We start from the raw sequence: 21,948 nt of genomic DNA on the forward strand, positions 1-21,948 counted from the left end.
CATCAGTCCTGTGCGTTCAGTCCTGTGTGTCAGTCCTGCTCATGGGCCCATTTATGGCCCCAGTCGCTTACCGCGAGGCTGGTGGTAGGGACCCAAGTCGCAGGGTCGATTACCAGACCGTTCCACCCATATTCGATGTCAAAACCACTTGGTGTCTGCATGTAGAAAGAGGTCATCTTGTCATTGACATGGCGCCCCAGGCTCGCCGACAGGGGAACTTTCCCCTTGCTCTTGAGCACGCGGTCATAGGCGCGGCCGACATCCTCAAGGGAGCCGACCTCCAGCATCATGTGCACCGCGCCATTGGGACTTTCGGGCATCTGACCCAAGGCCAGGCTGTGGTGGCGCGCATTGCAGTGGAGGAAGGCGAAGCCCACGCCCGGATCATCTTCGCCGCCGCCCTGGAGGTAGAAGCGGCCAAGGTCGGTGTCGCCAAAGCCCATGACAGCCTTGTAGAAGGCGTGGGTCTCGTTGAAATTGGGGGCGGTGAGCACGACATGGCCCATCCCCATGTCGCCATTGTCGCCAGTGACGAAGCGGCTGACGCCCGCGGGCGAAGTAAAGGGGGCGTAATCGACGAAGCGGCCGTAGAAGATCTCCATCGCATTGCCCGCAGGGTCGGACGAGCGGGCAAGCTCATAGACCTGGCGCGCGCGCGCTTCCATGACTCCGGCGCGTGTCACCGGGCGGCCCGCCGCCTCCAGCCTTTCCAGCAGCGATTCGAAATCTTCGCGATTCGCGCATTCCCAGCCCGGCGCAATGAAACGGTTTTGCTCTCCCTTTTCCACCCACAGGCGGTAGGGGCGGTCATCCATGCGGAAGAGAGCGACATCTTCGCGCGGCGAGGGTGTCGTCATCAATCCTGCGATAGTGCAGGCGAAATCCTGCCAGTGCCCAAGGTCCTGCGCCTCGATCACCACATAGCCCAGCGAAATCACTGCCATCCTGCCGCCTCGCCCTTCTTATCCACTTTTGCCCCGCCATGCGCTTCAAGGAGCGTTCTAAAATGGCCTTCCCCGTACGCATATGGCAAGCGCTGCCTTGGGTTTTGCGTGGCCGTGGGACGGCGCATTGGATTGCGCTCAACGAGTTTATGGCAATTCGTTCCCGATCCGCCTATAAGCAACGGCGCAAATGCGCAAGCCCTGTTTGTCTTGACAGTTTGCGTAATAGCAGATTATCTAACCTACGCATATAGCAAATTTTGAGCATTGAGTCGCCGACATGGAGAAGATAATGACCGGGGCAGCAGCAACTCGACCCATTGGCAAGGACGAGGAGCTTCCCTCGGCCGAAACCCTGATTGCCCGGGCCAAGGCGATGATCCCGGTCCTGCGGACCCGCGCGCGCGCGTGCACGCTCGCCCATGACGTGCCGCCCGAGACCGTCGCGGAGATGAAGGCGGCCGGCTTCTTCCGCGTGCTCCAGCCCAAGCGCTATGGCGGCTATGAGATGCACCCCAATGTCTTTTTCGAGATCCAGAAGGCGCTTGCCGAAGGCTGCATGTCGACGGGCTGGATCTACGGCGTCCTTGGCTGCCACCCCTATGAACTCGCCCTCTTCCATGACGAGGCGCAACAGGAAGTGTGGGGCGATAATCGCGACATGCTCGTCTCCTCCACTTATCAGCCGGTCGGCAAGGTGGAAAAGGTTGAAGGCGGCTTCTACCTTTCGGGCCGCTGGGGGTTCTCGTCGGGCTCCTCCCATTGCGGTTGGGTGCTGTTGGGCGCGATTAATTTCGATACCGATGGCGGCCCGCCTGACATGCGCACCTTCCTCCTGCCGCGCTCGGACTATCAGGTGATCGAAGGCACCTGGGACACGTTCGGCCTGCAGGGCACCGGCAGCTTCGACATCCTCGTCGAGCGCGTCTTCGTGCCTGAACACCGCACCCACAAGGCCAGCGACGGCTTTGCCTGCACCAATCCGGGCCAGCAAGCCAATGACGGCCCGCTCTACCGCATCCCCTGGGCGCAGCTCTTCATCCGTTCGGTCTCGAGCGCCGCTTTCGGCGGCATCCGCGCCGCCACCTCGGCCGCGATGGAGATAATGGGCAATCGCGTCTCGACCAACACCGGCAAGGCGTCCAAGGCTGACCCCAACCTGCACGCCGCCATCGCCCGTGCGATCGCCGAAACCAACGAGATGGAACTCACCCATCGTACCGCCTTCAACGAACTGATGGATTATGCGACGCGCAATGAACCCGTGCCGATGGAGAAGCGCGCGCTCTTTGCCTACCAGTCCGCCAATGTCGTGCGCCGCATGGCCGACCTTGCCGACGATATGGTCAAGCTGCTCGGCGGTCGGGCAATCTATATGTCGAGCCCGATCATCCAGCCCTGGCTCGACCTCCACGCCGCGCGCGCGCATGTCGCCAATGATCCGGCCAATCGCACCAGTGACGTCATCGGCACGATGAACGGCGAGCCGCCCGCCTTCACCTTTATCTGACGACCATCTGACGCAAAAAAAAAGAGGATCCTTCATGGCCAAGGAACTGAGCCGCAAGACCTATAAGGTCGCGGGTGGATATGAGATTTCGGTCGCGGAAATCCCCGGAGACGGCCCGGTCGTCATCTTCATCCATGGCAGCGGGCCAGGCGCGTCTGGGGCGTCGAACTTCCGCAACAACGCCCAGACCTTTGCCGACGCTGGCTACCGCGTCATCCTGCCCGACCTCATCGGCTATGGCCAATCCTCCAAGCCCGAAGCCGACTATCCGCTCGAGCTGTTTACGCAGACGCTGCTCGATGCGCTGGGGCAGCATGGCGTCACCGGCGGCCATCTCGTCGGCAACTCGCTGGGCGGCGGCATCGCCCTCCAGATCGCGCTCGACCATCCCGAATTCGCCGTCGGCAAGCTCATCCTCATGGCGCCGGGCTGTGTGGCTGAACAGGCAAGCTATTTCACCATGCCTGGCATCGCCAAGATGCGCTCGGGCTTTGGCAGTCCCGATTTCAATATCGAGGAACAGCGCCGCCTCATCAGCAACCTTATGCATCCCTCCTCGCTCCACCATGTCACCGACGCGCTGGTCGAGGAGCGTTTCGCGGTCGCGCGCACCCAGCCCAAGGATGTGCTCGCACGGGTGAAGACCCCGGACTTAGGCCCGCGCCTTGGCGAGGTCTGCCAGCCCATCTTCGTACTCTGGGGCCTCAACGATGAATTCTGCCCCGAAAGCCACGCGCGCCTGTTTCTCGACGCTTGTCCCGATGTGCGCTGCCTCACCTTCTCGCAGACAGGCCACTGGGTCCAGGTCGAGCGCGCGCAGGAGTTCAACCGCTATTCGCTGGACTTCCTGAAGAATGGCTGACGTCGCCCCTGCTGTAGCCGCTCCTGAAGCTACTGACGTTACTGCCGGCCGCGCCTCTGATCCGGCCGTCATTTCTGCGGGCCTCAAGGGCGCGATGCGTCGCCTCGCTTCAGGCGTGGCGATCGTCACCGCGCTAGGCGACGAGGCGCCGGTCGGCATGGCCGCGACCTCGATCACTTCGCTCACCATGGACCCGCCCGCCGTGCTCGTCTGCGTCAACCAGACGGCGAGCATCCACGCCCATCTATCGCCCGGCTGCCCAGTCAGCATCAACCTCCTCTCGCGCCACCAGCGCGACGTCTCCGCCGCCTTTGGCGGCGCGGTAGCGCGCGATGCGCGCTTTGGTGTGGGCAGCTGGACCCCCGATGCCCATGGCTTGCCAATCCTGGAGGAGGCGCAGGCGAACCTTAGCTGCACGATAGACAGCATGACCCCCTATGGCACCCACAGCATCGTCATCGCGAGGGTCGAGGCGGTGCGCCTGAGCGAAGCGGTCAATCCCCTCATCTTCCAGGATGGAGCCTATCTGTGAGCGATCTTAACGCCCAGAGCCTTAATGATAGCCTCGCCGACGAGCTTTACCAGGCGCTGCGCGCGGGGATCACCGTGCCGCCGCTGATGGCGCGTTACCCTGAGCTCACCATCGACGATGCCTATGCCATCTCGCTGGGCGCGCTGGAGAAGCGCAAAAATGATGGCGAGCGCGTCATCGGCAAGAAGATCGGCGTCACCTCCAAGGCGGTGCAGGACATGCTAGGCGTACACCAGCCCGATTTCGGCTTCCTTACGGACCGCATGTTCATTGAAGGCGATATCGATGTTGCGGGCAACGGCCTCATCGCGCCCCGCGCCGAGGCCGAAATCGGCTTCATCCTCAAGGACAGCCTCAAAGGACCGGGGGTCACGGCGGAAGATGTGATCGCCGCGACGGAAAGTATCGTCCCCTGTTTCGAGATCGTTGACAGCCGCATTCAGGACTGGAAGATCGGTATCGTCGATACCGTCGCCGACAATGCGTCCTGCGGCGTCTATGTGCTGGGCGAGGCACGCGCCGATCCACGCGTGCACGACCTTCCCAGCCTCTATGTCACCGTCACCAAAAATGGCGAGCCTTTGTCGGAGGGCTATGGCCATGCGGTGCAGGGCTCGCCTGCTCAGGCGGTCGCCTGGCTCGCCAATACGCTGGGCGCCTATGGCGTTACCCTGGACGCTGGCGATGTGATATTGTCAGGCAGCCTGGTGCCGCTTGAACCGGCCAAGGCCGGCGACATATTCGAGATGCAGCTGCACGGCGTTGGCAGCTGCACCGCGCGCTTTATCTAGATCGAATATGGCGCATCGCTTGGAATCCCGGCGATGCCCCCTGAGGAGTGAATCATGACGGACAAGGTCAAGGCGGCGATCATCGGGTCGGGCAATATCGGCACCGATCTTATGATCAAGATGATCAAATATCCGCAGAATATGGAATTGGTGGCCGTGGTCGGCATCGACGAGGCCTCTGAGGGTCTCGCCATGGCGCGCGAGCGCGGCGTCGCCACCACCCATGAAGGCATTGACGGCCTCAAGAAAATGTCAGTCTATCCCGACATCGGCATCGTCTTCGACGCGACCTCGGCTTACGCCCACAAGGTGCATGACGCAGCGCTGCGCGCCGACGGCAAGCAGGTGGTGGACTTGACCCCCGCCGCGATCGGCCCCTACACCATCCCCACGGTCAACGGCGAAGCCAATCTTGATGCCGGAAACGTCAACATGGTGACCTGCGGCGGGCAGGCGACAATCCCAATGGTCGCTGCGGTCAGTCAAGTCGCTACCGTTCATTATGCCGAGATCGTCGCCTCAGTCTCCTCGCGCTCGGCGGGTCCTGGCACCCGCGCCAATATCGACGAGTTCACCCGCACCACCGCTGGTGCCATCGAAAAGGTTGGCGGCGCGGCCCAGGGCAAAGCGATCATCATCCTCAATCCCGCCGAACCGCCGATGATCATGCGCGACACCGTCTTCACCCTCTCCGAAGGCGCCGACGAAGACACCATCCGCGCCTCGGTCGAGGCGATGGTCGAGAAGGTCCAGGCCTATGTGCCGGGCTATCGCTTGAAGCAGGAAGTGCAGTTCGAGCGGTTTGGCGACAATAACAAGCTCAAGATCCCTGGCCGCGGCGAGTTCACCGGCATCAAGACCATGATCCTGCTCGAGGTCGAAGGGGCGGGTGATTATCTGCCGAGCTATTCGGGCAATCTCGACATCATGACCGCCGCCGCCAAGGCGACCGGCGAGCTGCTCGCGCAGCGCATCCGCGAAGGAAAGAAGGTGGCAGCATGAGCGCCCAGTCAAACAAGCCGTTCAACGTGGAAGCGGGCGACAAGCTCTATATCCAGGACGTCACCCTGCGCGATGGCATGCACGCCATCCGCCACATGTACGGCATCGACCATGTGAAATCGATCGCCAAGGCATTGGACGACGCAGGCGTCGACGCGATCGAGGTCGCCCATGGCGACGGCCTCAATGGCGCCAGCTTCAACTATGGCTTTGGCGCGCATACCGACTGGGAATGGCTCGAAGCGGTCGCCTCGGTGCTTGACCGGTCGGTGCTCACCACCCTCATCCTGCCCGGCGTGGGCACGGTCGAGGAATTGAAGCGCGCCTATGACATCGGCGTGCGTTCGGTCCGCGTCGCGACCCACTGCACCGAGGCCGACGTTTCCAAGCAGCATATCGGCATCGCCCGCGACCTTGGCATGGACGTCTCGGGCTTCCTCATGATGAGCCACATGATCGACGCCGACGCGCTCGCGAGCCAAGCCCTCCTCATGGAAAGCTATGGCGCGCAGTGTGTCTATGTGACCGACAGCGGCGGCGCGCTCGACATGGATGGAGTCAAGGCCCGGCTTGAAGCCTATGACCGGGTCCTCAAACCCGAAACCCAGCGCGGCATCCACGCCCACCATAATCTCTCGCTTGGCGTCGCCAACTCGATCGTCGCCGCCCAGGCTGGCGCGGTGCGCATCGACGCCTCGCTCACCGGCATGGGCGCGGGCGCGGGCAATGCGCCCTTGGAAGTGTTCATCGCCGCCGCCCAGCGCAAGGGCTGGAACCATGGATGCGACGTCATGGCGCTGATGGACGCGGCTGAGGATCTTGTCCGCCCGCTACAGGACCGCCCGGTCCGGGTCGACCGCGAAACCTTGGCGCTTGGCTATGCGGGGGTCTATTCCTCTTTCCTGCGCCATGCCGAGAAGGCCGCCGAAACCTACGGCCTCGACACCCGCACCATCCTCGTTGAACTAGGCCGCCGCAAGATGGTCGGCGGTCAGGAAGACATGATCGTCGATGTCGCGCTCGACATGCTCAAGGAGCGCGAAGCCGCCGGCTGACATGCCACTGGGGCGCGGCCAACCGCCGCGCCCAGGCTCACATTCAACAAAAGGAGAGGATATGGCCGAAAGGCGTCTGTCGCTCGACCATATCACCGTCACGGACACCACCCCCTGGCAGCTCGCCGAGATCGCCGGAGAGACCGGCTGCGCCGGCATCTGCCCGTTCCTCCATGCGATGGAGGTGCTGCCCGCCATGCCGCCCTATGATCTGGTGCGCGATCCCCAGGCGTTGCGCAGGACCCGTGATGCGCTCGCCGCGACCGGGGTCAGCGTCGACCTCCTCTATCCCTTCACCATGGCCGGGCGTACCGACCCCGCCGCGTTCGCCCCCGTGCTCGAGGCCGGCGCAAGCCTGGGCGCCCCCCTCGCCAACGTCCTGTGCTACGATCGCGATCCTGTCCGTCGCACCGAAAGGCTCGTCGAACTGGCCGAGCTCGCCGCAACCTATGGCATCGCGCTCGCCATCGAATTTTATCCACCCTCCCAGGTCAAGACCCTCAGCGAAGCCCTCGGCGAAATCGACAAGACCGGCCGCAGCGACGTTGGTGTCACCCTCGACCTCCTCCACGTCATGCGCGGCGGCGATGTCGACGCTAGCTTCGTCCTCCTCAACCACCCTGCCATAGCCATTGCCCAACTCGCCGACGGACCCGCCACCATCGATCCCGCCCAAATCGAATGGGAAGCCGGCATCCAGCGCCTCCTCCCCGGACAAGGCGCGTTCCCCATCCCCGCCTTCCTCAACGCCCTCAATCCCAACACACCCCTCAGCATCGAAATACCCCAGCAAAACGCCATCGACAAAGGACTATCCCCCCTCGAACGCGCCCGAAATGCCGTCAAAGCAGCAAGGGGATTTATAAGACAAACAGGAGAGCAAGATGCGTGACCTGATCGACCCATCCTTGTTGCCAGGGCTGGACTTCATGCCCCCGTTAGACCTGACGCCGGAAAGCCTGCCTATAATCCGTGAAGGTATGGAGCAGATGAGCGCTGCAGTCCCAGAACCCGAGGATAGCGGGGTCGAATGGCGGGAAGAGCGCATCAAGGCGCCCGATGGACATGAACTGCTCGTCAGAATTTATCGGCCGTTGGACGGGGATGGCCTTCTTCCGGCGGTGCTGCATGTTCATGGCGGCGGCTATGTCATGGGCTCGGTGAGCACCAATCATCTGTCGAACATCGGACTTGCAGCATCGACTGCTGCACTCATCTTGTCGGTCGATTATCGCTTAGCGCCCGAAACCGTTGCGCCCGGCGCGGTAGAGGATTGCTATGCCGCGCTCGAGTGGCTGCACGGCAATGCAGCGGCGCTTGGGGTGGACCCCGCCAAGATCGCGGTTCGCGGCGAAAGTGCGGGCGGCGGCTTGGCGGCGGCCTTGGCGCTACTCGCCCGCGATAGAGGTGGTCCCACGATCGCGCATCAGAATCTGATCTATCCGATGCTGGACGATCGCACATGCATCACCCGTTTGCCCGCTCATCTTGGCGCTTTTGTGTGGACGCCGCAGGCCAATGCTTTCGGGTGGCGATCGCTGTTGGGGCAGGAGCCGGGATCGGCCGATGTGTCGCCTTATGCTGCGCCCGCGCGCGCGGAGGAGCTTGCTGGCCTGCCGCCGGCCTTTATTGCGGTCGGAGCGCTCGATCTGTTCCTGGTTGAGGACATGGACTATGCGCGGCGGCTGATTGAAGCGGGCGTGTCTGTGGAATTGCATGTCTATCCTGGCGCTTATCACGGATTTGACGTACTGCCAGACGCAGCACCCGTCCGGCAGATGAAGCGCGATGCCGTCGCAGCGCTCCGCAAGGTGCTGCACCCTGGTGAAACAGGGTAAGACAAGCGGCGCATCACTCAGCAAGTTATGGCGGTGGCAGCATTGACTCTGGTGCAACGCGTAAGGGCGCGCTATTAAAACGGTTACATTTTTGAAGGCGGGGCAAGAATGCAGATCAGAAGCGGGCGGACGACGACGCCGCCATCGCTGGATAATCTCGATGGGAATATCATAGAGATCCTTCGCACCAACGGCCGCGCGACTAACCAGGAAATAGCCGAGCGGCTTTCTGTGACGGCTGCCACTGTCTCGGCGCGGCTTCAAAAGATGGAAGATGCTCGGGCGATGCGGGTCGTTGCTGTCACGGACTTCGCTGCCCATGGCTATAATGTGATCATCGCCCTGGGAGTGAAGGTGCTGGGGCGCAATGTTCAGGAAGTTGGACGCGATCTTGCCGACCTGCCTGAAGTGTTGAGCGTGAATATCATGAGCGGTGAACATGATATTGAACTGCTCGTTGCTCTACGCGACTTCGGTGAAGTTCAGAAGATGTTATTCGAACATATTGCTGGTATCGACGGCGTAATTCACATCACATCGGGGGTGGCGGTGGATATCGTGAAATATGAATTCAACGTGGTGCCGCTTTGACCTCCAAGGCGGAATGGGCGCGCCTGGACAAGCTGGACCAGGGCATCGTCGAAAAGCTCGCTCGAGACGCGCGCATTTCCAACCGGGCGATCGCGGCGGAACTGGGGGTAACGGAAGGTACGATTCGGACGCGTATCAAGCGCCTGCAGAATGAAGGGTTGATCCAGTTCACCGTTGTCACCGATTTCCGCATGGCAGGATCGCCCAATCTTTGCATGATGGGCATCGATGCCGATCCGTCGCATGTGTCGGAGCTGGCGCGAAGCCTATCCGATATTCCGGAGATCACTTGTGTAGTTGTGTTGCTGGGGCGTTATAGCCTGCTAGCGATGGGGCTTTTCACCAATATCGAGCAGCTAAATGACCTTGTGACGGAGCATATTCGGCCCCTGCGGGGCGTGCAGCGGGTCGAAACGTCGATATCGGTTCATAACCTCAAATATGAGGCGGGGATCGCTAAAATCACGCGCGAGCCTGTCGAAGGTTGAAGCGCAGCGGGGCGATTGCCTGTAGAATTGAATGATGGGGCTCAGGCCCCGAGGAGAGTGTCATGCCCATCAGTTTGGAAGAACTTGCCGCCCGTGTCACCGCACTTGAGGATATCAACGCCATTCGCCAGTTGAAGGCGCGCTATCTGCGTGCCTGCGACCTCAAGCTGGTTGACGAGTTGCGCGAAACTTTTCTGCCGCAAGGAATCCGGCTCGATTATCAGAACTTCCCAATCTTCACCGATCGCGACGAATTCATAGCTATTTTTCAGAAGATGGCGATGGCTGGCGGTGTCTATGACATCCACCATGCGACCAATGCCGACATTGAACTGATTAGCCCCACCGAAGCGCGCGGGCGCTGGTCGCTGAATTTCCGGACGATCATTCTCGCGACCCGTTCGGTGACCCGGCTCGCGGTGGAATATCAGGACGTCTATCGCAAGCAGGACGGCCGCTGGTGGATAGCGGAGTCGGTTAGCCGGATTACGTCGATCCTGACGGAAGAGATCGGCGAGGACGGGACACCGCGCTATCTCGCGTGGGGTGAGGCGCCCGCGGCGCAATAACGCCGTAAAGGCGCAAAGGGCTACCTCTGCTTTCTCGCCATGAGCGAAGCTGGACTCGTTGATGGAGTGCAGCATCGCGGCCTCATTTTCAGCGGGATTTTCAGCGGGAACACCGATCATGAGGGCGTGCGGATGGAATCCGGTTGCCGTCTTTCATGGGGCAGCTTACAACGCGTATCGAGCAATGAGTGGCTTGAACCGCAGGATAATGCGTACCCCGGCTACAGAAAAATCAGAGGAGAGGCAGGGCGCCATGGGCCGTTTGCAAGGTAAGATCGCGATCATCACGGGTGGCGCCAGGGGCATGGGCGCTGCGACGAGTCGCCTCTTTATCGAGGAGGGCGCGAAGGTCGCCATTGCCGATGTACTGGACGCCGACGGCGCTGAGCTAGCTTCGGAACTGGGTGACGCCGCGCGCTTCTATCATCATGACGTGACGAGCGAAGATGGCTGGACTGAACTGGTGCGCGCGGTGGAAGCGGACCTGGGACCAACCGACATATTGGTGAATAATGCGGGCATATTGCTGTTCCGGACGCTGCTAGACACAAGCCTTGGGGACTATGAGCGGGTGCTTAAGGTTAATCTGACCGGCGCGTTTTTGGGGATCAAAGCGGTCGCGCCTGGCATGATCGCACGCGGAAAAGGCGCCATCGTTAATATCTCCTCCGTCGATGGGATGAAGGGCGCCAACGGACTTGCCGCCTATTCCTCCAGCAAATGGGGGGTGCGGGGACTAACGCGCGTGGCGGCGCTGGAACTTGGGCACCGGGGTATTCGCGTTAATTCGGTGCATCCAGGTGGCGTGGACACGGTTATGACCAATCAGGACGGCTCCACCCGCGAGAAGGTCAACGAGCGCTTCGGCAATGTGCCCCTGCAGCGCGTCGGTGCCCCGGAGGAGGTTGCGCGCGCCACGCTGTTTCTGGCGAGCGACGAGGCCTCTTATCTCGCGGGTGCGGAGATCGCGGTTGATGGCGGTATGCTGACCGGCCAATATTATGAAAACTTCCCCGGCGCGCCAGGTGTGAACTGAAGGGGGAAGACGCCAGATCAATCAAGAAAGCAGCACATAAGGAGAGACGCCATGATCCGTATCGACATACCCGAACAGGACGCCGCCGACCCTTACGGCCACGCATCTCGTAATCATGCGCGCGAAATCATGGCGGCGGCGGGCGGCTTTTCCAAAGCGGTGTATCAGCACAGCCTTTTGTCTCTGCGCGAGTTTGAAGGCGCACGGTCGCGTACCGCACAGATCAATGGCTGCATCATTTGCCAGCAGTTTCGCGCCGCGCGCGATGCGCCGTCCATGTTCGCGGCGACCGGACAGCGCCCCGGCCATACGGTGGCGGACAATGGCCCTGCTCCCGACGAAGCCTTTTATGCAGCGGTCGAGGACTGGCGCACGTCACCTTTGTTCAGCCCGCGCGAGCGCACAGCGATAGAGTTTGCCGAGCGTTTTGCTGAAGAGCCGAAACAAATCGCCCAGGATGAAGGGTTTTGGGAACGCGCGCGCGTCCTCTTCTCCGATGAGGAGATTGTCGATCTCGCCCATTGTGTGGCTGCATGGGTAGGCTTAGGCCGCGTGGCCCATGTGCTGGGCTTCGACACTGTGTGCCTGCCCTTCGCTGAAGTCGCCTAAAAGCGGCCAGCCTGCGCGATAGATCAGCTAATCGTGCAGGCTGGCGCCGGTTCAGCCCAGGTTATTTAATTCGGCGTGCAGGATCATAGGGTCGCCCGTATGAGCGGCCCAAAGCGCATCCCGGCGAATGATCCGCCAGCCTTCCGGCCGCCTTTCCCATTGATCGACATATTCACCGTTGGAATCGAAGATCGGTCCCGCCGGGTCATCGACGCGTTGATGGCGCGCCTGCACATAGGACCGGCTTGTCGCCCGGTTTCCCTCCACATCAACCAGGATGCTGCCGATCAGATGCTGCGTGCTGCCGCAGCGATCCAGAAAACGGCGCATGTTGACCGTCAGCGCCGCCATGCCATGCTGGTCTCCGCCGGTGCCATAATCAAAACAAATGCTGTCGGCGAAAACATCGCCCAGCCGATCCCACTGCTTGTTGTCGAGGATGCGGGCGAAGCGCGACAGGCCGCGCACAATCTCCCGCTCGTCCCCTAACGCTTGGAGCGAGGGCACGTTGGGGGCGCTTCCCCCGCGCTCCTCGACCACCATCATGCGCGTCGCCGCCCGGTCGAGGAAATTCTCCTCGTCCTGTGCAATCTGTAGAGCGATTTCATCCTGTGCAGCCACCGCGGTAAATCGATCATAGGCTGGCTTGTCGGCCAGCCAAATCTCGGTGATCACGTCAAAGTCGATCGGCGAGGCGCCGGGGAAAATGAACGCCCCCTCCAGGTCGACATAGTTCCGGCGATAATCGATGATGCCGGGCAGCAGGCGACGGATCAACGGCGCATGCTGCGTCTCGTAATAATCGATGAACGCCTCACGCGAGAGATCCCGCCTGCGCTTCAGCAGGGCGACGCACTTGAACATCGGCAATCTCCTGTGATCAGGGCGCCATCCACTGACCGCCGTTGACGTCCAGCGCTGCGCCGCTGACTACACGCGAATAGTCCGACACCATCATCAGTACCGCGCGGGCGCAATCGTCTTCCGGCGGGATGATGCCGATCGGAATGTTCTTGGTCACGCCAGCAACGACATCCTCGCGCTTGTGACCCGCATCGACCTGCGACTTGATGAAGCCTTCGACCGGCTCGCCATGGATCCAGCCCATGCGGCAGGTATTCACGCGAATACCGAATCGCCCAAGATCGGTTGCCATATATTTGCCCAGGGTATTGAGTCCGCCCTTCGCTACCGCGTAGCCCATTTCCATCCCATGCTCGGTGCCGTATGGATTGACGGTCGCCATGGTCGATACGTTCACCACCGCGCCGCCGTCACGTAGATAGGGCACGCAGGCGCGGGTCAGGCGCAGCGCCCCAAGGCAATTGACGTCGAACGCCTTTGCGAAGTCTTCCGTATCGGCGTTTTCAACCAAGCTCCAATTGCCATGATAATAGGCGCTGTTGACCAAGCCATGGACGCGCCCGCCAAATTCTGCACCCGCGCGATCGGCCAGTGCCTTGCACTGTGCTTCATCGCTCACGTCGCAAGGCACGGCGATGGACTTGCCGCCTTTGGCTACGATGTCGGCGGAAACTTCATCGAGGAATGCCTTGTTGCGGGCCGCTAGGACCACGCTGGCCCCTTCGCTTGCAGCGATACGGGCGAGTGCCTGGCCCATGCCGGGGCCCACTCCGCTGACGATCACTACCTTGTCCTTGAGCAACATCCTCTGTTCCTTTCCCGATCCCGTTCGCGAAACTTTTGTTTTCGCCCGGCCTGTCCTCGACAGCCATGCTTGCAGGATAGGAGGAAAATATAATTGATCAATGCGCTTTTTGGGGGAGGATGGCGTGTACGCTACTCATATGCGTAATTCTGCTGATTGTAGGGCACGAATGAAGCTGCCTGCCTGTTGACTGGATGAGCGGCCGGATGGATAAGGCGCCCAGCATAAGATCACGGCGTTTGGAAGGAGAGGGAAGATGCGTTTTCACTTTGGCGAGTCGATGACGCCGATTGAAAATTACATCCCTTTGGCGAGGGCGGCCGAGGCTGCGGGCTATGCCGGGATGACCGTGCCGGACAGCCTCATCTATCCCCAAAGCTCCGGCACGAAATACAGCTATACCGATGATGGCGGGCGGGAGTTTTTGGAAAACAAGCCCTTCCTCGAATCCTTCATCCACGTGACAGCGATGCTTGGCGCAACCGAGCGGTTGGAAGTTACCACCAACGTGGTCAAGCTGCCGGTTCGCCCCCCACTCTATGTCGCCAAGATCGTTGCCTCGATCGAAGCGCTGTATGACAATCGCTTCAACTTCGGCGTCGGCCTTAGCGTCTGGCCGGAAGATTATCAGGTTATGGGCGTTCCCTGGGAAGGGCGCGGCAAGCGCTTTGATGAATGCATAGATATTGTTCGCGGCCTCACCAATGGCGGCTATTTCGAATATCATGGCGAATTCTTTGACCTGCCGCCGGTAAAGATCAATCCTGTGCCATCCAAACCTGTCCCTATCCTGATCGGCGGTCATTCAGACGCAGCGCTCAAGCGTGCGGCGCGCAACGATGGCTGGATGTATGCTGGCGGCGGCCTGGAGCTGTTGCTGCCTATGCTGGAGAAGCTTGCGGCCTATCGGGCGGAGCGGGGTAGGGCCGACGCACCCTATCGTATCTTTGCTTCGGCTTTTGGCGATCTCGACGTCGATGCGGTGCGCCGACATGAGGATGCGGGCGTGACTGATATTGTCGTGGCCTTCCGCAACCTCTATGCCGTGGAGGAAGACAGCCAGCCGCTCGAAGACAAGATCGCGGATCTCAGCCGCTTTGCCGACGCTGTCATCGCCCGCTATTAACGGGCGCTGACGGCGGGTTGGTGCAATTCCCGCCAGCGGCTAGGGGACGTTCCTGTCCATTGCTGGAATGCGCGACGAAACGCGCTCGTGTCGCTGAACTGGGTGCGCCGCCCGACCTCCGTGATGGTCAGCCGAGGATCAGCGAGTAGGCCGGTGGCAAGTGCGTGCCGCGCTTCGGTCTTCAGTTGCACCAAGGATGTGCCTTCGTCGGCGAGGCGGCGTTTGAGCGTTGCAACGCTGATGCTGAATTGCCGCGCCAACTGCACTGCGGTCGCCGGGGCCTCGCCACTCGCCAGCATCGCTCCGAAGAGGTGCAGGATCCGCTCCGACAATGGCGCATCTAGGGATTGCGGCTGTTCCACATCGAAGGGGAAGCGTTCGAGCAGATGCTCCAGTTCATGATGGCTGCGCAAGACGGGGCGGTCTAAAAATGCCGCAGGAAAGCGCAAGCTGTTCTCCGGTGCGCCATGCTGCATGGGGACGGGCATCAGGTAGGAAATGGTGCGTTCGTCCAGCAGCGGAGGATATCTCATCGCTGCGCCCAGAAGCGGGATGTCCTCTCCGATCAGCCAGCCAAATAATTTATAATAGGTGGAAAGGCCGGTAAGGTCGGACACATAGGCGCTGGCATTACGCACCCGGCGGGGCGTCGCCATTTCCAGGCGAGCGACAGCTTCGTCGATCTTGAGCCTTAGGCGGCCCGCGCGGGGACCTATCAGTTCCGAAAACCGGTCAGTCCGCTCGATGACATCGCGCAGGGTGCGGCATGTGATGATGCAGTGGCAGAGCATGTCCACGCCCGCTTTGGTGAGCGGTTCGCGCCCTTCCTGCCGGGCGGCCTGGGCATCCAACACCCAAGTACAATGGGCGTAAAGGCGTGTAAAATCCTCCTGTGACAAGCCACGTTGGACGGTCGTGGTGTTGATCAGCGGGGCGACTAAGTGGGGCAGGCCCGCTTGCCGAAGTAGTGCGGTCGGATCTTCGCCGATTTCGTGCACCACGCGGAGAAGATCGCGTGCGATGACGACGGACACGCGGGCGGCTACGGGCCGGGAAAGATGTTTGGTGTTGAGCCTTTTTGTCATGACCTTTGAGCTATTCTGGCATTTTCAGCGGTCCGGCGATAGCGGAAACAGGCAGGGTAACAGAGAGGATCGAGAGGGTGGTGGACGAAAGCCTGATTGCGCGGATTGACCGGTTGGAGTCGCTGGACGCTATCCGCCAGCTTGCTGCGAAATATTCCCTGGCGCTTGACATGCGCGACTCTGACGCGTGGGTAAATCTATTTCCCGAAGATGTGCGGGTTGGTGGGGGCAAACAGGGCCGAAAGGCTCTGCGCGACTGGTTCGACGAAACTCATTCGATGCAGTTCGACGGGACGTCACACCATATCGGCGGCCACATCATCGACTTTGACGATCCCGACAATGCGCGGGGCGTCGTCTATTCGAAGAATGAGCATGAGACCGGCGCGGAATGGGTCATCATGCAGATGATGTATTTTGACCAGTATCAACGGATCGAGGGCCGCTGGTATTTCCGCCGCCGCCTGCCGCTTTACTGGTATGCGACGGACCTCAATAAGCCGCCTATCGGCGATCGCAAGATGCGCTGGCCAGGCGTTCCGCCCTATCATGGCAGTTTCCATGATTTGTTTCCGAGCTGGAAAACCTATTGGGAACGTCAGGGCCAGCCGCATGACGGGCCGGTCGAGCCGCCTGCGCCGCTGGAAAAGTTCATCGAAACCATGCGCCGCGGGGCGCCGCTGCCCAAGCCTCGCGTGCGGAGCTGAAGGCTATGAGCCCGCTCGAACGTAATGTGGCCGCTGTCCGAACCATGTTCGAGGGCTATGCCGACGCCTGGAAGGCGCATCGAATGCCCGTGCCACCGCGCGGGCTGTTGGTATGGGCTCCGGGTGCAATGGCTGAGATCGGCGGTCATGTCATTCCGGTTGAGCCGCATGATGTTGCCGATGAACCATTCTTCCTGCAAATAGAGGCAGAATATTATTGGGCGGCTATTCCCGACTGGCGCGTTACCGATCTGGACGTGGCGGGCAGTGGCGACACCGTGCTGTCTTTCGCCAAATTCGAGGGAACAGAGCCTGACGGCACAGTGCTTGAACCGATTTGGCTTGCAGATCGCTGGCACTTTGACGCAGCGGGCCGCATCACGCGCTGGCAGCAGATGACGGACCTTGGAGCCTGGGCGCGCTGGAGCGCCCTCACCGGCGCTGACTATCCCTCCTATATCACGCAGGCTTTCGCTGAGGCAGGCCAACCACCAAGGTTCGTACCATGACTGACATTTTTTCTCCTGTGACGCTCGGCGACATCGCGCTGGCCAACCGTATCGTGATGGCGCCCATGACCCGCGACCGGGCTGGCCCTGGCGATGTGCCAACCGATGTCATGGTCGATTACTACCGCCAGCGGGCTGGCGCGGGATTGATCGTGACTGAGGGCACGCAGCCTTCGCCGGCCGGCAAGGGCTATTGGCGAACCCCCGGCATCCATAGCGAAGCGCAGGTGGCCGGATGGCGCAAGGTTGCCGACGCCGTGCATGAAGAGGGTGGCAAGATTGTCATGCAGATCATGCATGTCGGCCGCGCGGCGGTGCAGGCGAACAAGGATGCCGACGCGGAAACGATCGCGCCTTCGGCTATCCAATGTCCGGACAAGATCCCAGGACCCGACGGCATTCCGGTCGAAACGGCGATGCCACGTGCGCTGGAAACCAGCGAAATAGCTGCCGTGATCGCGGAATATGTCGCAGCCGCACGGAATGCGATCGCTGCGGGGTTGGACGGGGTCGAGCTGCATTGCGCCAGCGGCTACCTGCCGATGCAATTCCTCTCGTCGAACACTAATCAGCGGAGCGATCGCTATGGCGGGTCGGTGGAAAACCGCATCCGCTTCGTCGTCGAATTGCTCGAAGCGCTGGCTGGCGCAGTGGGTGCAGGCCGGGTGGGCTTCCGTATCTGCCCCGGGGTCAAGTTCAACGGCATGAATGATGCCAACCCGCATGAAACCTATGCTGCGCTGCTCAAGGCGGTCGATGGCCTGGGCCTTGCTTATTGCCATCTGATTCACATTCCGCTGGAGGGGCAGGACGCGCTCGACTTGGTGCGCGCGAACTGGACAGGAGCCATCATCGAAAATGGCGGCCTGAACCTGGACAAAGCGCGGGCGATCGTCGCTAACCGAAAGGCGGACGCCGTTTCGTTCGGCTACCTTTATATTGCCAATCCCGACTTGGTGGAGCGCTTCCGTGTTGGAGCACCGCTTGCGAAGGCCGATCGCGTGAATCTTTACACGGGCGAAGGTGACGATCGCAAAGGTTATACCGACTATGCCGTGCTGGGTTTCTGAACCCGATCCAAAGATTTTAAGAAAAGGAGAGGTTTATGGTCAAGCTGCTGGAAGGGCGCACCGCGCTTGTTACCGGAGGCGGGCAGGGCGTGGGCCAGGGTATTGCTCGCGCCCTTGCCGAGGCTGGCGCAAATGTTGCGATTGCTCAGCGCAACGCCGACCAGGGTGAAGAAGAAGTACGCTATTTGTGCGACACGCACGGCGTCGATGCCTTTTTCACCCGGACCGATGTGACCAAGCGCGCAGAGGTCGAGGCGATGGTGGAAGCCGCGCATAAGCGCTTCGGACGTCTGGATATCCTCGTGAACAACGCAGGAGGCAGCTTTCCTAAGCGGATCGAAAAGCACACTGACGAAGAAATGGAAGGTTCCTTCGCCCTCAACTATTACGCCGTGTTCTGGGCAATGCAGGCTGCTTTCCCGATCATGAAGGCACAAGGCTATGGCCGCGTCATCAACCTGGGTTCGCTGAACGGGGTGAACGCGCACATGTTTACCGTCGCCTATAACGCGAGCAAGGAAGCGATGCGCGCGCTGACCCGAACAGCGGCGGTGGAATGGGGCCCGTCGGGTATTACGTGCAACGTCATCTGTCCGTCCGCGACCAGCCCGCAGGCGAAAGACTATTTCGCGGCCAATCCGGAAATGACCGAAGCGATCCTTCGCCAGGTCCCGGCAGGCCGCTTTGGCGATGCGGAGAAGGATATAGGCCCGGTTGCCGTGTTCCTGGCCAGCGAAGGCGGCGGCTATATGAGCGGCAACACCCTGTTCGCAGATGGCGGAGCTCAGGTGAACGGCGTCGCCTGGCGGCCTGCGGTAGAGGATTGATACCATGGAAAGACTGAAGGGAAAGCGCGCAGTCGTGACCGGCGGCGCGCAAGGGATCGGTGCGGCCATCGCCCGCCGCCTCGCAGCAGAAGGCGCGCGGGTCGCGGTGCTGGATCTCGATGCGGGAGCCGCAGGCGCGGCCCTGCCCGCGCCGCATGTGGGGATCGCCTGCAACGTCGCGGATAGCGCGTCGGTCGATCGCGCCTTCGCCGAGGTGAAGCAGGCGCTCGGCGGCATCGATGTGCTGGTCAATAATGCCGGGCGGGGCAGCGCCCCGGGCGACGGTATGGACCGCTATTATGCGGCGCAGGCCGAGCGCGGCGAGCAACTGGCCCGTGGCGAAACGCCCTCCACCTTCGTCGATCAGACCATCCATTGCGAGGATGAGGGCTGGGCGGGCGTGCTGGCGGTCACTCTGGACGGCACGTTCAAGTGCAGCCGCGCGGCGGTTCGACTGATGGTGGAGCAGGGTAGCGGCGGCGCGATCGTCAATATCGGATCGACCTCAGCGGTGAAGGGTGATGGACCCATACCCTATTGCGCGGCCAAGGCAGCAGTGCTTGGCATGACGCGGGCCATGGCGCGCGAACTCGCGGATCGCGGCATAAGGGTCAATGCGGTCAATCCTGGCGCGACCGAAACACCGATCTATGCGACCCTCCCGGTCGAGACCAAGGACATGATCGCGGCTGACAGCCTGATGAAGCGACTGGCTCACCCCGATGAAATAGCCGGGGCGGTGGCCTTTCTCGCGGGCGACGACGGCAGCTTCGCCACCGGCAGCATCGTGACTGTTAATGGCGGCGCATATTTTTCCTAAGGAGCAGGACATGCAGGCATTGGAGGGTAAGGCGGCGATCGTCACCGGCGGCGCACGTGGCGTAGCCAAGGGCGTGGCAACTGCTTTCGTCAAGGCAGGCGCAAATGTGCTGATCGTCGATCGCGAGGAGGAGCTTGGCCGCGCGACTGAGGCGGAATTGCGAGCGCTCGGCGGAGAGGTACACTTCCTGCAAATCGATCTGGCGCAACGCGCGCAACTGGCCAAGATCGTCGAGGCGGCGATCGGTCATTTCGGCAAGCTCGACATTTTGGTCAACGCGGCGCAGGCGTCGCGGCAATTACCGCTGGCGGAAACCTCCGACGAAGCGATGGACATCTCCTTCGACACGGGCTTCTGGCCGACGTTCGTCCTGATGCGTGAAGCCTATCCGCATCTGGTAGAGAGCAAGGGCAGCGTCATCAATTTCGCCACAGGCGCAGCATTCGACGCCATCCCCACTCAAGGTTCATATTGTGCCGCCAAGGAAGCGATCCGCGCCATCTCCAAGGTGGCCGCCAGCGAATGGGGCGTGGACGGTGTGCGGGTGAATATTATCTGCCCCTTCGCGAACTCACCCGGCGTCATGGCCTGGAAAGAATGGGCGCCCGACGATTACAATACGCAGATCAGCAAGGTCGCTTTGAAACGTATCGGCGATTGCGAAAAAGATATTGGATCAGCCGCCGTTTTCTTGGCAAGCGACGCCGCAGGCTATATCACCGGCCAAACGCTGATGGTGGACGGGGGCCAGACCAAGGCTTTCTGATCCGGATCGCCAGGAGAGGACTGTTCTTCCGTGACCGAAATATCGCTTCATCGCCCCTATCCCGCCGCTAAGGTGCAGCAGTGGGATTTCGAAACGGACGTCGCTGTCATTGGCTTTGGCGCGACCGGCGCCTGCGCGGCGATTGAGGCCGCTCAGGGCGGTGCGCGCGTGATGCTGTTCGAACGTGGTTCGGGCAGCGGCGGCGCGTCGGCCCTGTCGGGTGGTGAAATCTATATCGGCGGTGGTGGCGGCACCGATGCGCAGCGCGCCGGCGGGTTCAAGGATTCGACCGAGGACCTCGCAGCTTATCTGAAGGCCGCGGGCGGACCTTGTGCGGATGAGGCGAAATGCGATCTCTATGCGCAAGAATCGCTCAACCATTATGCGTGGTTAAAAGAGCAGGGCATTCCCTATCGAGGCAATTTTTTACCCGGCAAACATATCGAGCCGACTGACGATTCCACTCTGATCTGGTCTGGCAGCGAGGCTGCCTGGCCTTTTTGCAACATCGCCAAGCCCGCGCCGCGCGGCCATGTGATCGCTCATATGGGTTGGGGTGGCGGGCGGCCGCTGATCGACATATTGGAAGCCCGCGCACGTTCGCTGGGTGTCGAAGTCACGACCGACGCCCGCGCCGTCGCTCTTGTGCAGAATGAAGACCGGCGCGTCGTCGGCGTCGTTGTGCGCATCGACAATGTCAACCGCTTCGTGCGCGCAGCCAGGGGTGTGGTGCTCGCCACCGGCGGCTTTGCGTTCAACGAGGCGATGCGCCGCCGCTACTGCCCGGAAACCTTCAAGATCAGCAGCCCGATCGGCGACCAGGACGACGGCGTCGGCATTGAATTGGGCGTGGGCGCTGGCGGTGACGCAATCCATATGGAGCAATTCTTCACCACCTGTCCCTGGACGATGCCCGAGCCGCAGGCTCATGGCGTCTTCGTCAATCAGGCGGGTCAGCGTTTTATCAACGAGGACTGCTACCACGGTCGCGTCAGCCGCGTGGCCGTCGATCAGATGGGCGACCAGGTTTACCTCCTCCTCGATATCGCCCATTTCGACGAGCCGCTGCCGATGGCTGCCATGACGATTGCAGGCACCGGCGAGACCTGGGAAGAGGTGGAGGCTGAACTGGAGATGGCGCCGGGTACGCTATCCGCGACCATGACCTTCTACAACGCTCATGCGCGTGAAGGACGCGACCCGCTGTTCCATAAGCTCCCGCCGATCCTGAAGCCGCTGGAGCATGGCCCCTTCGTCGCGCTGGAGCTGAATTTCGCGACCAGCTATTTCAGCTTCTTCACCTTGGGCGGCCTGCGGACATCGACCGATGGCGAAGTGCTGGACCGCGCAGGCGCGCCAGTCGCCGGCCTATTCGCCGCGGGACGCTGCACGTCTGGCCTGCCTGCATGGGGACATGGCTATAGCTCCGGTCTCAGTCTTGCCGATTGCACCTTCTTCGGCCGTCAGGCAGGGCGGAACGCTGCAAAAGGCTGAGACTTCTGTTGGCTGATTATTTCTAATCCGTTTGAATGATGCGCTTCG

At 61.4% G+C, this 21,948-nt stretch carries 25 protein-coding genes; 21 read left to right on the forward strand and 4 right to left on the reverse strand.

The features are described from left to right. Window positions 1–29: 29 nt before the first annotated feature. On the reverse strand, window positions 30–944 hold the full coding sequence (locus EP837_RS16660; RefSeq protein WP_066531068.1) for a VOC family protein: 915 nt from the start codon (window positions 942–944) through the stop codon (window positions 30–32). A 292-nt stretch (window positions 945–1,236) separates the two neighbouring features. On the opposite strand from EP837_RS16660, the gene EP837_RS16665 reads away from it, so the two are divergent. The 13 genes from EP837_RS16665 (at window position 1,237) to EP837_RS16725 (ending at window position 11,827) form a co-directional block, all read left to right on the forward strand. After that, window positions 1,237–2,454, forward strand: coding sequence for an acyl-CoA dehydrogenase family protein (locus tag EP837_RS16665; protein ID WP_066531728.1), 1,218 nt, complete (start codon window positions 1,237–1,239; stop codon window positions 2,452–2,454). Between the two features lie 34 nt (window positions 2,455–2,488). After that, the gene (locus EP837_RS16670) at window positions 2,489–3,316 is read left to right on the forward strand and encodes an alpha/beta fold hydrolase (RefSeq protein ID WP_066531069.1); all 828 of its coding nucleotides are present in this window, start codon (window positions 2,489–2,491) and stop codon (window positions 3,314–3,316) included. Next, the gene (locus EP837_RS16675) at window positions 3,309–3,848 is read left to right on the forward strand and encodes a flavin reductase family protein (protein WP_082919763.1); all 540 of its coding nucleotides are present in this window, start codon (window positions 3,309–3,311) and stop codon (window positions 3,846–3,848) included. Before EP837_RS16670 ends, EP837_RS16675 begins: the two co-directional genes overlap by 8 nt. Before the next feature lie 86 nt (window positions 3,849–3,934). After that, window positions 3,935–4,639: a fumarylacetoacetate hydrolase family protein gene (locus EP837_RS16680; protein WP_082919819.1), complete on the forward strand. Its 705-nt coding sequence runs from the start codon at window positions 3,935–3,937 to the stop codon at window positions 4,637–4,639. 54 nt (window positions 4,640–4,693) lie between these two features. Then, entirely contained in the window at window positions 4,694–5,641 is a 948-nt protein-coding gene (locus EP837_RS16685) for an acetaldehyde dehydrogenase (acetylating) (protein ID WP_066531072.1), read from the forward strand. Continuing rightward, complete coding sequence (gene dmpG, locus EP837_RS16690; RefSeq protein ID WP_066531073.1) at window positions 5,638–6,696, forward strand: 4-hydroxy-2-oxovalerate aldolase; 1,059 nt, start codon at window positions 5,638–5,640, stop codon at window positions 6,694–6,696. The genes EP837_RS16685 and dmpG overlap by 4 nt, the downstream gene beginning before the upstream one ends. A gap of 61 nt (window positions 6,697–6,757) precedes the next feature. After that, a complete protein-coding gene (locus tag EP837_RS16695) occupies window positions 6,758–7,588 on the forward strand; it encodes a sugar phosphate isomerase/epimerase family protein (RefSeq protein WP_066531075.1) in 831 nt (276 codons plus the stop codon). After that, complete coding sequence (locus tag EP837_RS16700; RefSeq protein WP_066531076.1) at window positions 7,581–8,534, forward strand: alpha/beta hydrolase; 954 nt, start codon at window positions 7,581–7,583, stop codon at window positions 8,532–8,534. The genes EP837_RS16695 and EP837_RS16700 overlap by 8 nt, the downstream gene beginning before the upstream one ends. A gap of 108 nt (window positions 8,535–8,642) precedes the next feature. Next, window positions 8,643–9,125 carry an Lrp/AsnC family transcriptional regulator gene (locus EP837_RS16705; RefSeq protein WP_066531079.1) on the forward strand — a complete coding sequence of 161 codons (483 nt, stop codon included), beginning with the start codon at window positions 8,643–8,645 and terminating at the stop codon, window positions 9,123–9,125. After that, window positions 9,122–9,613 (forward strand): Lrp/AsnC family transcriptional regulator, encoded by a 492-nt coding sequence (locus EP837_RS16710; protein WP_082919764.1) that lies wholly within the window; start codon window positions 9,122–9,124, stop codon window positions 9,611–9,613. Before EP837_RS16705 ends, EP837_RS16710 begins: the two co-directional genes overlap by 4 nt. A gap of 62 nt (window positions 9,614–9,675) precedes the next feature. Beyond that, the gene (locus EP837_RS16715) at window positions 9,676–10,182 is read left to right on the forward strand and encodes a nuclear transport factor 2 family protein (protein WP_066531082.1); all 507 of its coding nucleotides are present in this window, start codon (window positions 9,676–9,678) and stop codon (window positions 10,180–10,182) included. Window positions 10,183–10,435: 253 nt separating this feature from the next. Next, window positions 10,436–11,218: a glucose 1-dehydrogenase gene (locus tag EP837_RS16720; protein ID WP_066531083.1), complete on the forward strand. Its 783-nt coding sequence runs from the start codon at window positions 10,436–10,438 to the stop codon at window positions 11,216–11,218. Window positions 11,219–11,269: 51 nt separating this feature from the next. Continuing rightward, a complete protein-coding gene (locus EP837_RS16725; protein ID WP_066531084.1) occupies window positions 11,270–11,827 on the forward strand; it encodes a carboxymuconolactone decarboxylase family protein in 558 nt (185 codons plus the stop codon). A gap of 51 nt (window positions 11,828–11,878) precedes the next feature. Here the strand turns inward: EP837_RS16725 and EP837_RS20695 are convergent, their stop codons facing one another. Continuing rightward, complete coding sequence (locus tag EP837_RS20695) at window positions 11,879–12,691, reverse strand: nuclear transport factor 2 family protein (RefSeq protein ID WP_082919765.1); 813 nt, start codon at window positions 12,689–12,691, stop codon at window positions 11,879–11,881. Window positions 12,692–12,707: 16 nt separating this feature from the next. Continuing rightward, complete coding sequence (locus EP837_RS16735) at window positions 12,708–13,496, reverse strand: SDR family oxidoreductase (RefSeq protein WP_066531086.1); 789 nt, start codon at window positions 13,494–13,496, stop codon at window positions 12,708–12,710. Between the two features lie 256 nt (window positions 13,497–13,752). Between EP837_RS16735 and EP837_RS16740 the strand changes: the two genes are divergently transcribed. Then, complete coding sequence (locus EP837_RS16740; RefSeq protein ID WP_066531088.1) at window positions 13,753–14,622, forward strand: LLM class flavin-dependent oxidoreductase; 870 nt, start codon at window positions 13,753–13,755, stop codon at window positions 14,620–14,622. On the opposite strand, the gene EP837_RS16745 is transcribed toward EP837_RS16740, so the two are convergent. Next, window positions 14,619–15,707 carry a helix-turn-helix transcriptional regulator gene (locus tag EP837_RS16745; RefSeq protein WP_066531089.1) on the reverse strand — a complete coding sequence of 363 codons (1,089 nt, stop codon included), beginning with the start codon at window positions 15,705–15,707 and terminating at the stop codon, window positions 14,619–14,621. The two genes, EP837_RS16740 and EP837_RS16745, sit on opposite strands and share 4 nt — an antisense overlap. A gap of 77 nt (window positions 15,708–15,784) precedes the next feature. On the opposite strand from EP837_RS16745, the gene EP837_RS16750 reads away from it, so the two are divergent. The 7 genes from EP837_RS16750 to EP837_RS16780 are packed head-to-tail and all read left to right on the forward strand — an operon-like array spanning window position 15,785 to window position 21,900. Then, window positions 15,785–16,414 carry a nuclear transport factor 2 family protein gene (locus EP837_RS16750; protein ID WP_225870625.1) on the forward strand — a complete coding sequence of 210 codons (630 nt, stop codon included), beginning with the start codon at window positions 15,785–15,787 and terminating at the stop codon, window positions 16,412–16,414. Between the two features lie 5 nt (window positions 16,415–16,419). Beyond that, a complete protein-coding gene (locus EP837_RS16755; protein WP_156518676.1) occupies window positions 16,420–16,923 on the forward strand; it encodes a hypothetical protein in 504 nt (167 codons plus the stop codon). Next, complete coding sequence (locus tag EP837_RS16760) at window positions 16,920–17,993, forward strand: alkene reductase (RefSeq protein ID WP_066531094.1); 1,074 nt, start codon at window positions 16,920–16,922, stop codon at window positions 17,991–17,993. Before EP837_RS16755 ends, EP837_RS16760 begins: the two co-directional genes overlap by 4 nt. Window positions 17,994–18,028: 35 nt before the next feature. Beyond that, a complete protein-coding gene (locus tag EP837_RS16765; protein WP_066531097.1) occupies window positions 18,029–18,820 on the forward strand; it encodes an SDR family NAD(P)-dependent oxidoreductase in 792 nt (263 codons plus the stop codon). Between the two features lie 4 nt (window positions 18,821–18,824). Beyond that, window positions 18,825–19,640, forward strand: a complete 816-nt coding sequence (locus EP837_RS16770; protein ID WP_066531100.1) for an SDR family NAD(P)-dependent oxidoreductase — start codon at window positions 18,825–18,827, stop codon at window positions 19,638–19,640. Window positions 19,641–19,650: 10 nt separating this feature from the next. Further along, window positions 19,651–20,406, forward strand: a complete 756-nt coding sequence (locus tag EP837_RS16775; RefSeq protein ID WP_066531743.1) for an SDR family NAD(P)-dependent oxidoreductase — start codon at window positions 19,651–19,653, stop codon at window positions 20,404–20,406. 30 nt (window positions 20,407–20,436) lie between these two features. Beyond that, the gene (locus EP837_RS16780; protein WP_066531106.1) at window positions 20,437–21,900 is read left to right on the forward strand and encodes an FAD-dependent oxidoreductase; all 1,464 of its coding nucleotides are present in this window, start codon (window positions 20,437–20,439) and stop codon (window positions 21,898–21,900) included. Window positions 21,901–21,948 lie beyond the last annotated feature (48 nt).

The sequence above is a fragment of the Sphingobium sp. EP60837 genome (genome assembly GCF_001658005.1).
GTDB lineage: Bacteria > Pseudomonadota > Alphaproteobacteria > Sphingomonadales > Sphingomonadaceae > Sphingobium > Sphingobium tyrosinilyticum.

Bases quoted from the DNA above. Each gene is read 5' to 3' on its own strand.
- EP837_RS16700 (WP_066531076.1), top strand. From the start codon at position 7,581: ATGCGTGACCTGATCGACCCATCCTTGTTGCCAGGGCTGGACTTCATG.
- EP837_RS16745 (WP_066531089.1), bottom strand. From the start codon at position 15,707: ATGACAAAAAGGCTCAACACCAAACATCTTTCCCGGCCCGTAGCCGCC.
- EP837_RS16660 (WP_066531068.1), bottom strand. From the start codon at position 944: ATGGCAGTGATTTCGCTGGGCTATGTGGTGATCGAGGCGCAGGACCTT.
- EP837_RS16665 (WP_066531728.1), top strand. From the start codon at position 1,237: ATGACCGGGGCAGCAGCAACTCGACCCATTGGCAAGGACGAGGAGCTT.
- EP837_RS16670 (WP_066531069.1), top strand. From the start codon at position 2,489: ATGGCCAAGGAACTGAGCCGCAAGACCTATAAGGTCGCGGGTGGATAT.
- EP837_RS16760 (WP_066531094.1), top strand. From the start codon at position 16,920: ATGACTGACATTTTTTCTCCTGTGACGCTCGGCGACATCGCGCTGGCC.
- EP837_RS20695 (WP_082919765.1), bottom strand. From the start codon at position 12,691: ATGTTCAAGTGCGTCGCCCTGCTGAAGCGCAGGCGGGATCTCTCGCGT.
- EP837_RS16685 (WP_066531072.1), top strand. From the start codon at position 4,694: ATGACGGACAAGGTCAAGGCGGCGATCATCGGGTCGGGCAATATCGGC.
- EP837_RS16755 (WP_156518676.1), top strand. From the start codon at position 16,420: ATGAGCCCGCTCGAACGTAATGTGGCCGCTGTCCGAACCATGTTCGAG.
- dmpG (WP_066531073.1), top strand. From the start codon at position 5,638: ATGAGCGCCCAGTCAAACAAGCCGTTCAACGTGGAAGCGGGCGACAAG.
- EP837_RS16675 (WP_082919763.1), top strand. From the start codon at position 3,309: ATGGCTGACGTCGCCCCTGCTGTAGCCGCTCCTGAAGCTACTGACGTT.
- EP837_RS16725 (WP_066531084.1), top strand. From the start codon at position 11,270: ATGATCCGTATCGACATACCCGAACAGGACGCCGCCGACCCTTACGGC.
- EP837_RS16765 (WP_066531097.1), top strand. From the start codon at position 18,029: ATGGTCAAGCTGCTGGAAGGGCGCACCGCGCTTGTTACCGGAGGCGGG.
- EP837_RS16680 (WP_082919819.1), top strand. From the start codon at position 3,935: ATGGCGCGTTACCCTGAGCTCACCATCGACGATGCCTATGCCATCTCG.
- EP837_RS16775 (WP_066531743.1), top strand. From the start codon at position 19,651: ATGCAGGCATTGGAGGGTAAGGCGGCGATCGTCACCGGCGGCGCACGT.
- EP837_RS16720 (WP_066531083.1), top strand. From the start codon at position 10,436: ATGGGCCGTTTGCAAGGTAAGATCGCGATCATCACGGGTGGCGCCAGG.
- EP837_RS16735 (WP_066531086.1), bottom strand. From the start codon at position 13,496: ATGTTGCTCAAGGACAAGGTAGTGATCGTCAGCGGAGTGGGCCCCGGC.
- EP837_RS16705 (WP_066531079.1), top strand. From the start codon at position 8,643: ATGCAGATCAGAAGCGGGCGGACGACGACGCCGCCATCGCTGGATAAT.
- EP837_RS16715 (WP_066531082.1), top strand. From the start codon at position 9,676: ATGCCCATCAGTTTGGAAGAACTTGCCGCCCGTGTCACCGCACTTGAG.
- EP837_RS16770 (WP_066531100.1), top strand. From the start codon at position 18,825: ATGGAAAGACTGAAGGGAAAGCGCGCAGTCGTGACCGGCGGCGCGCAA.
- EP837_RS16740 (WP_066531088.1), top strand. From the start codon at position 13,753: ATGCGTTTTCACTTTGGCGAGTCGATGACGCCGATTGAAAATTACATC.
- EP837_RS16695 (WP_066531075.1), top strand. From the start codon at position 6,758: ATGGCCGAAAGGCGTCTGTCGCTCGACCATATCACCGTCACGGACACC.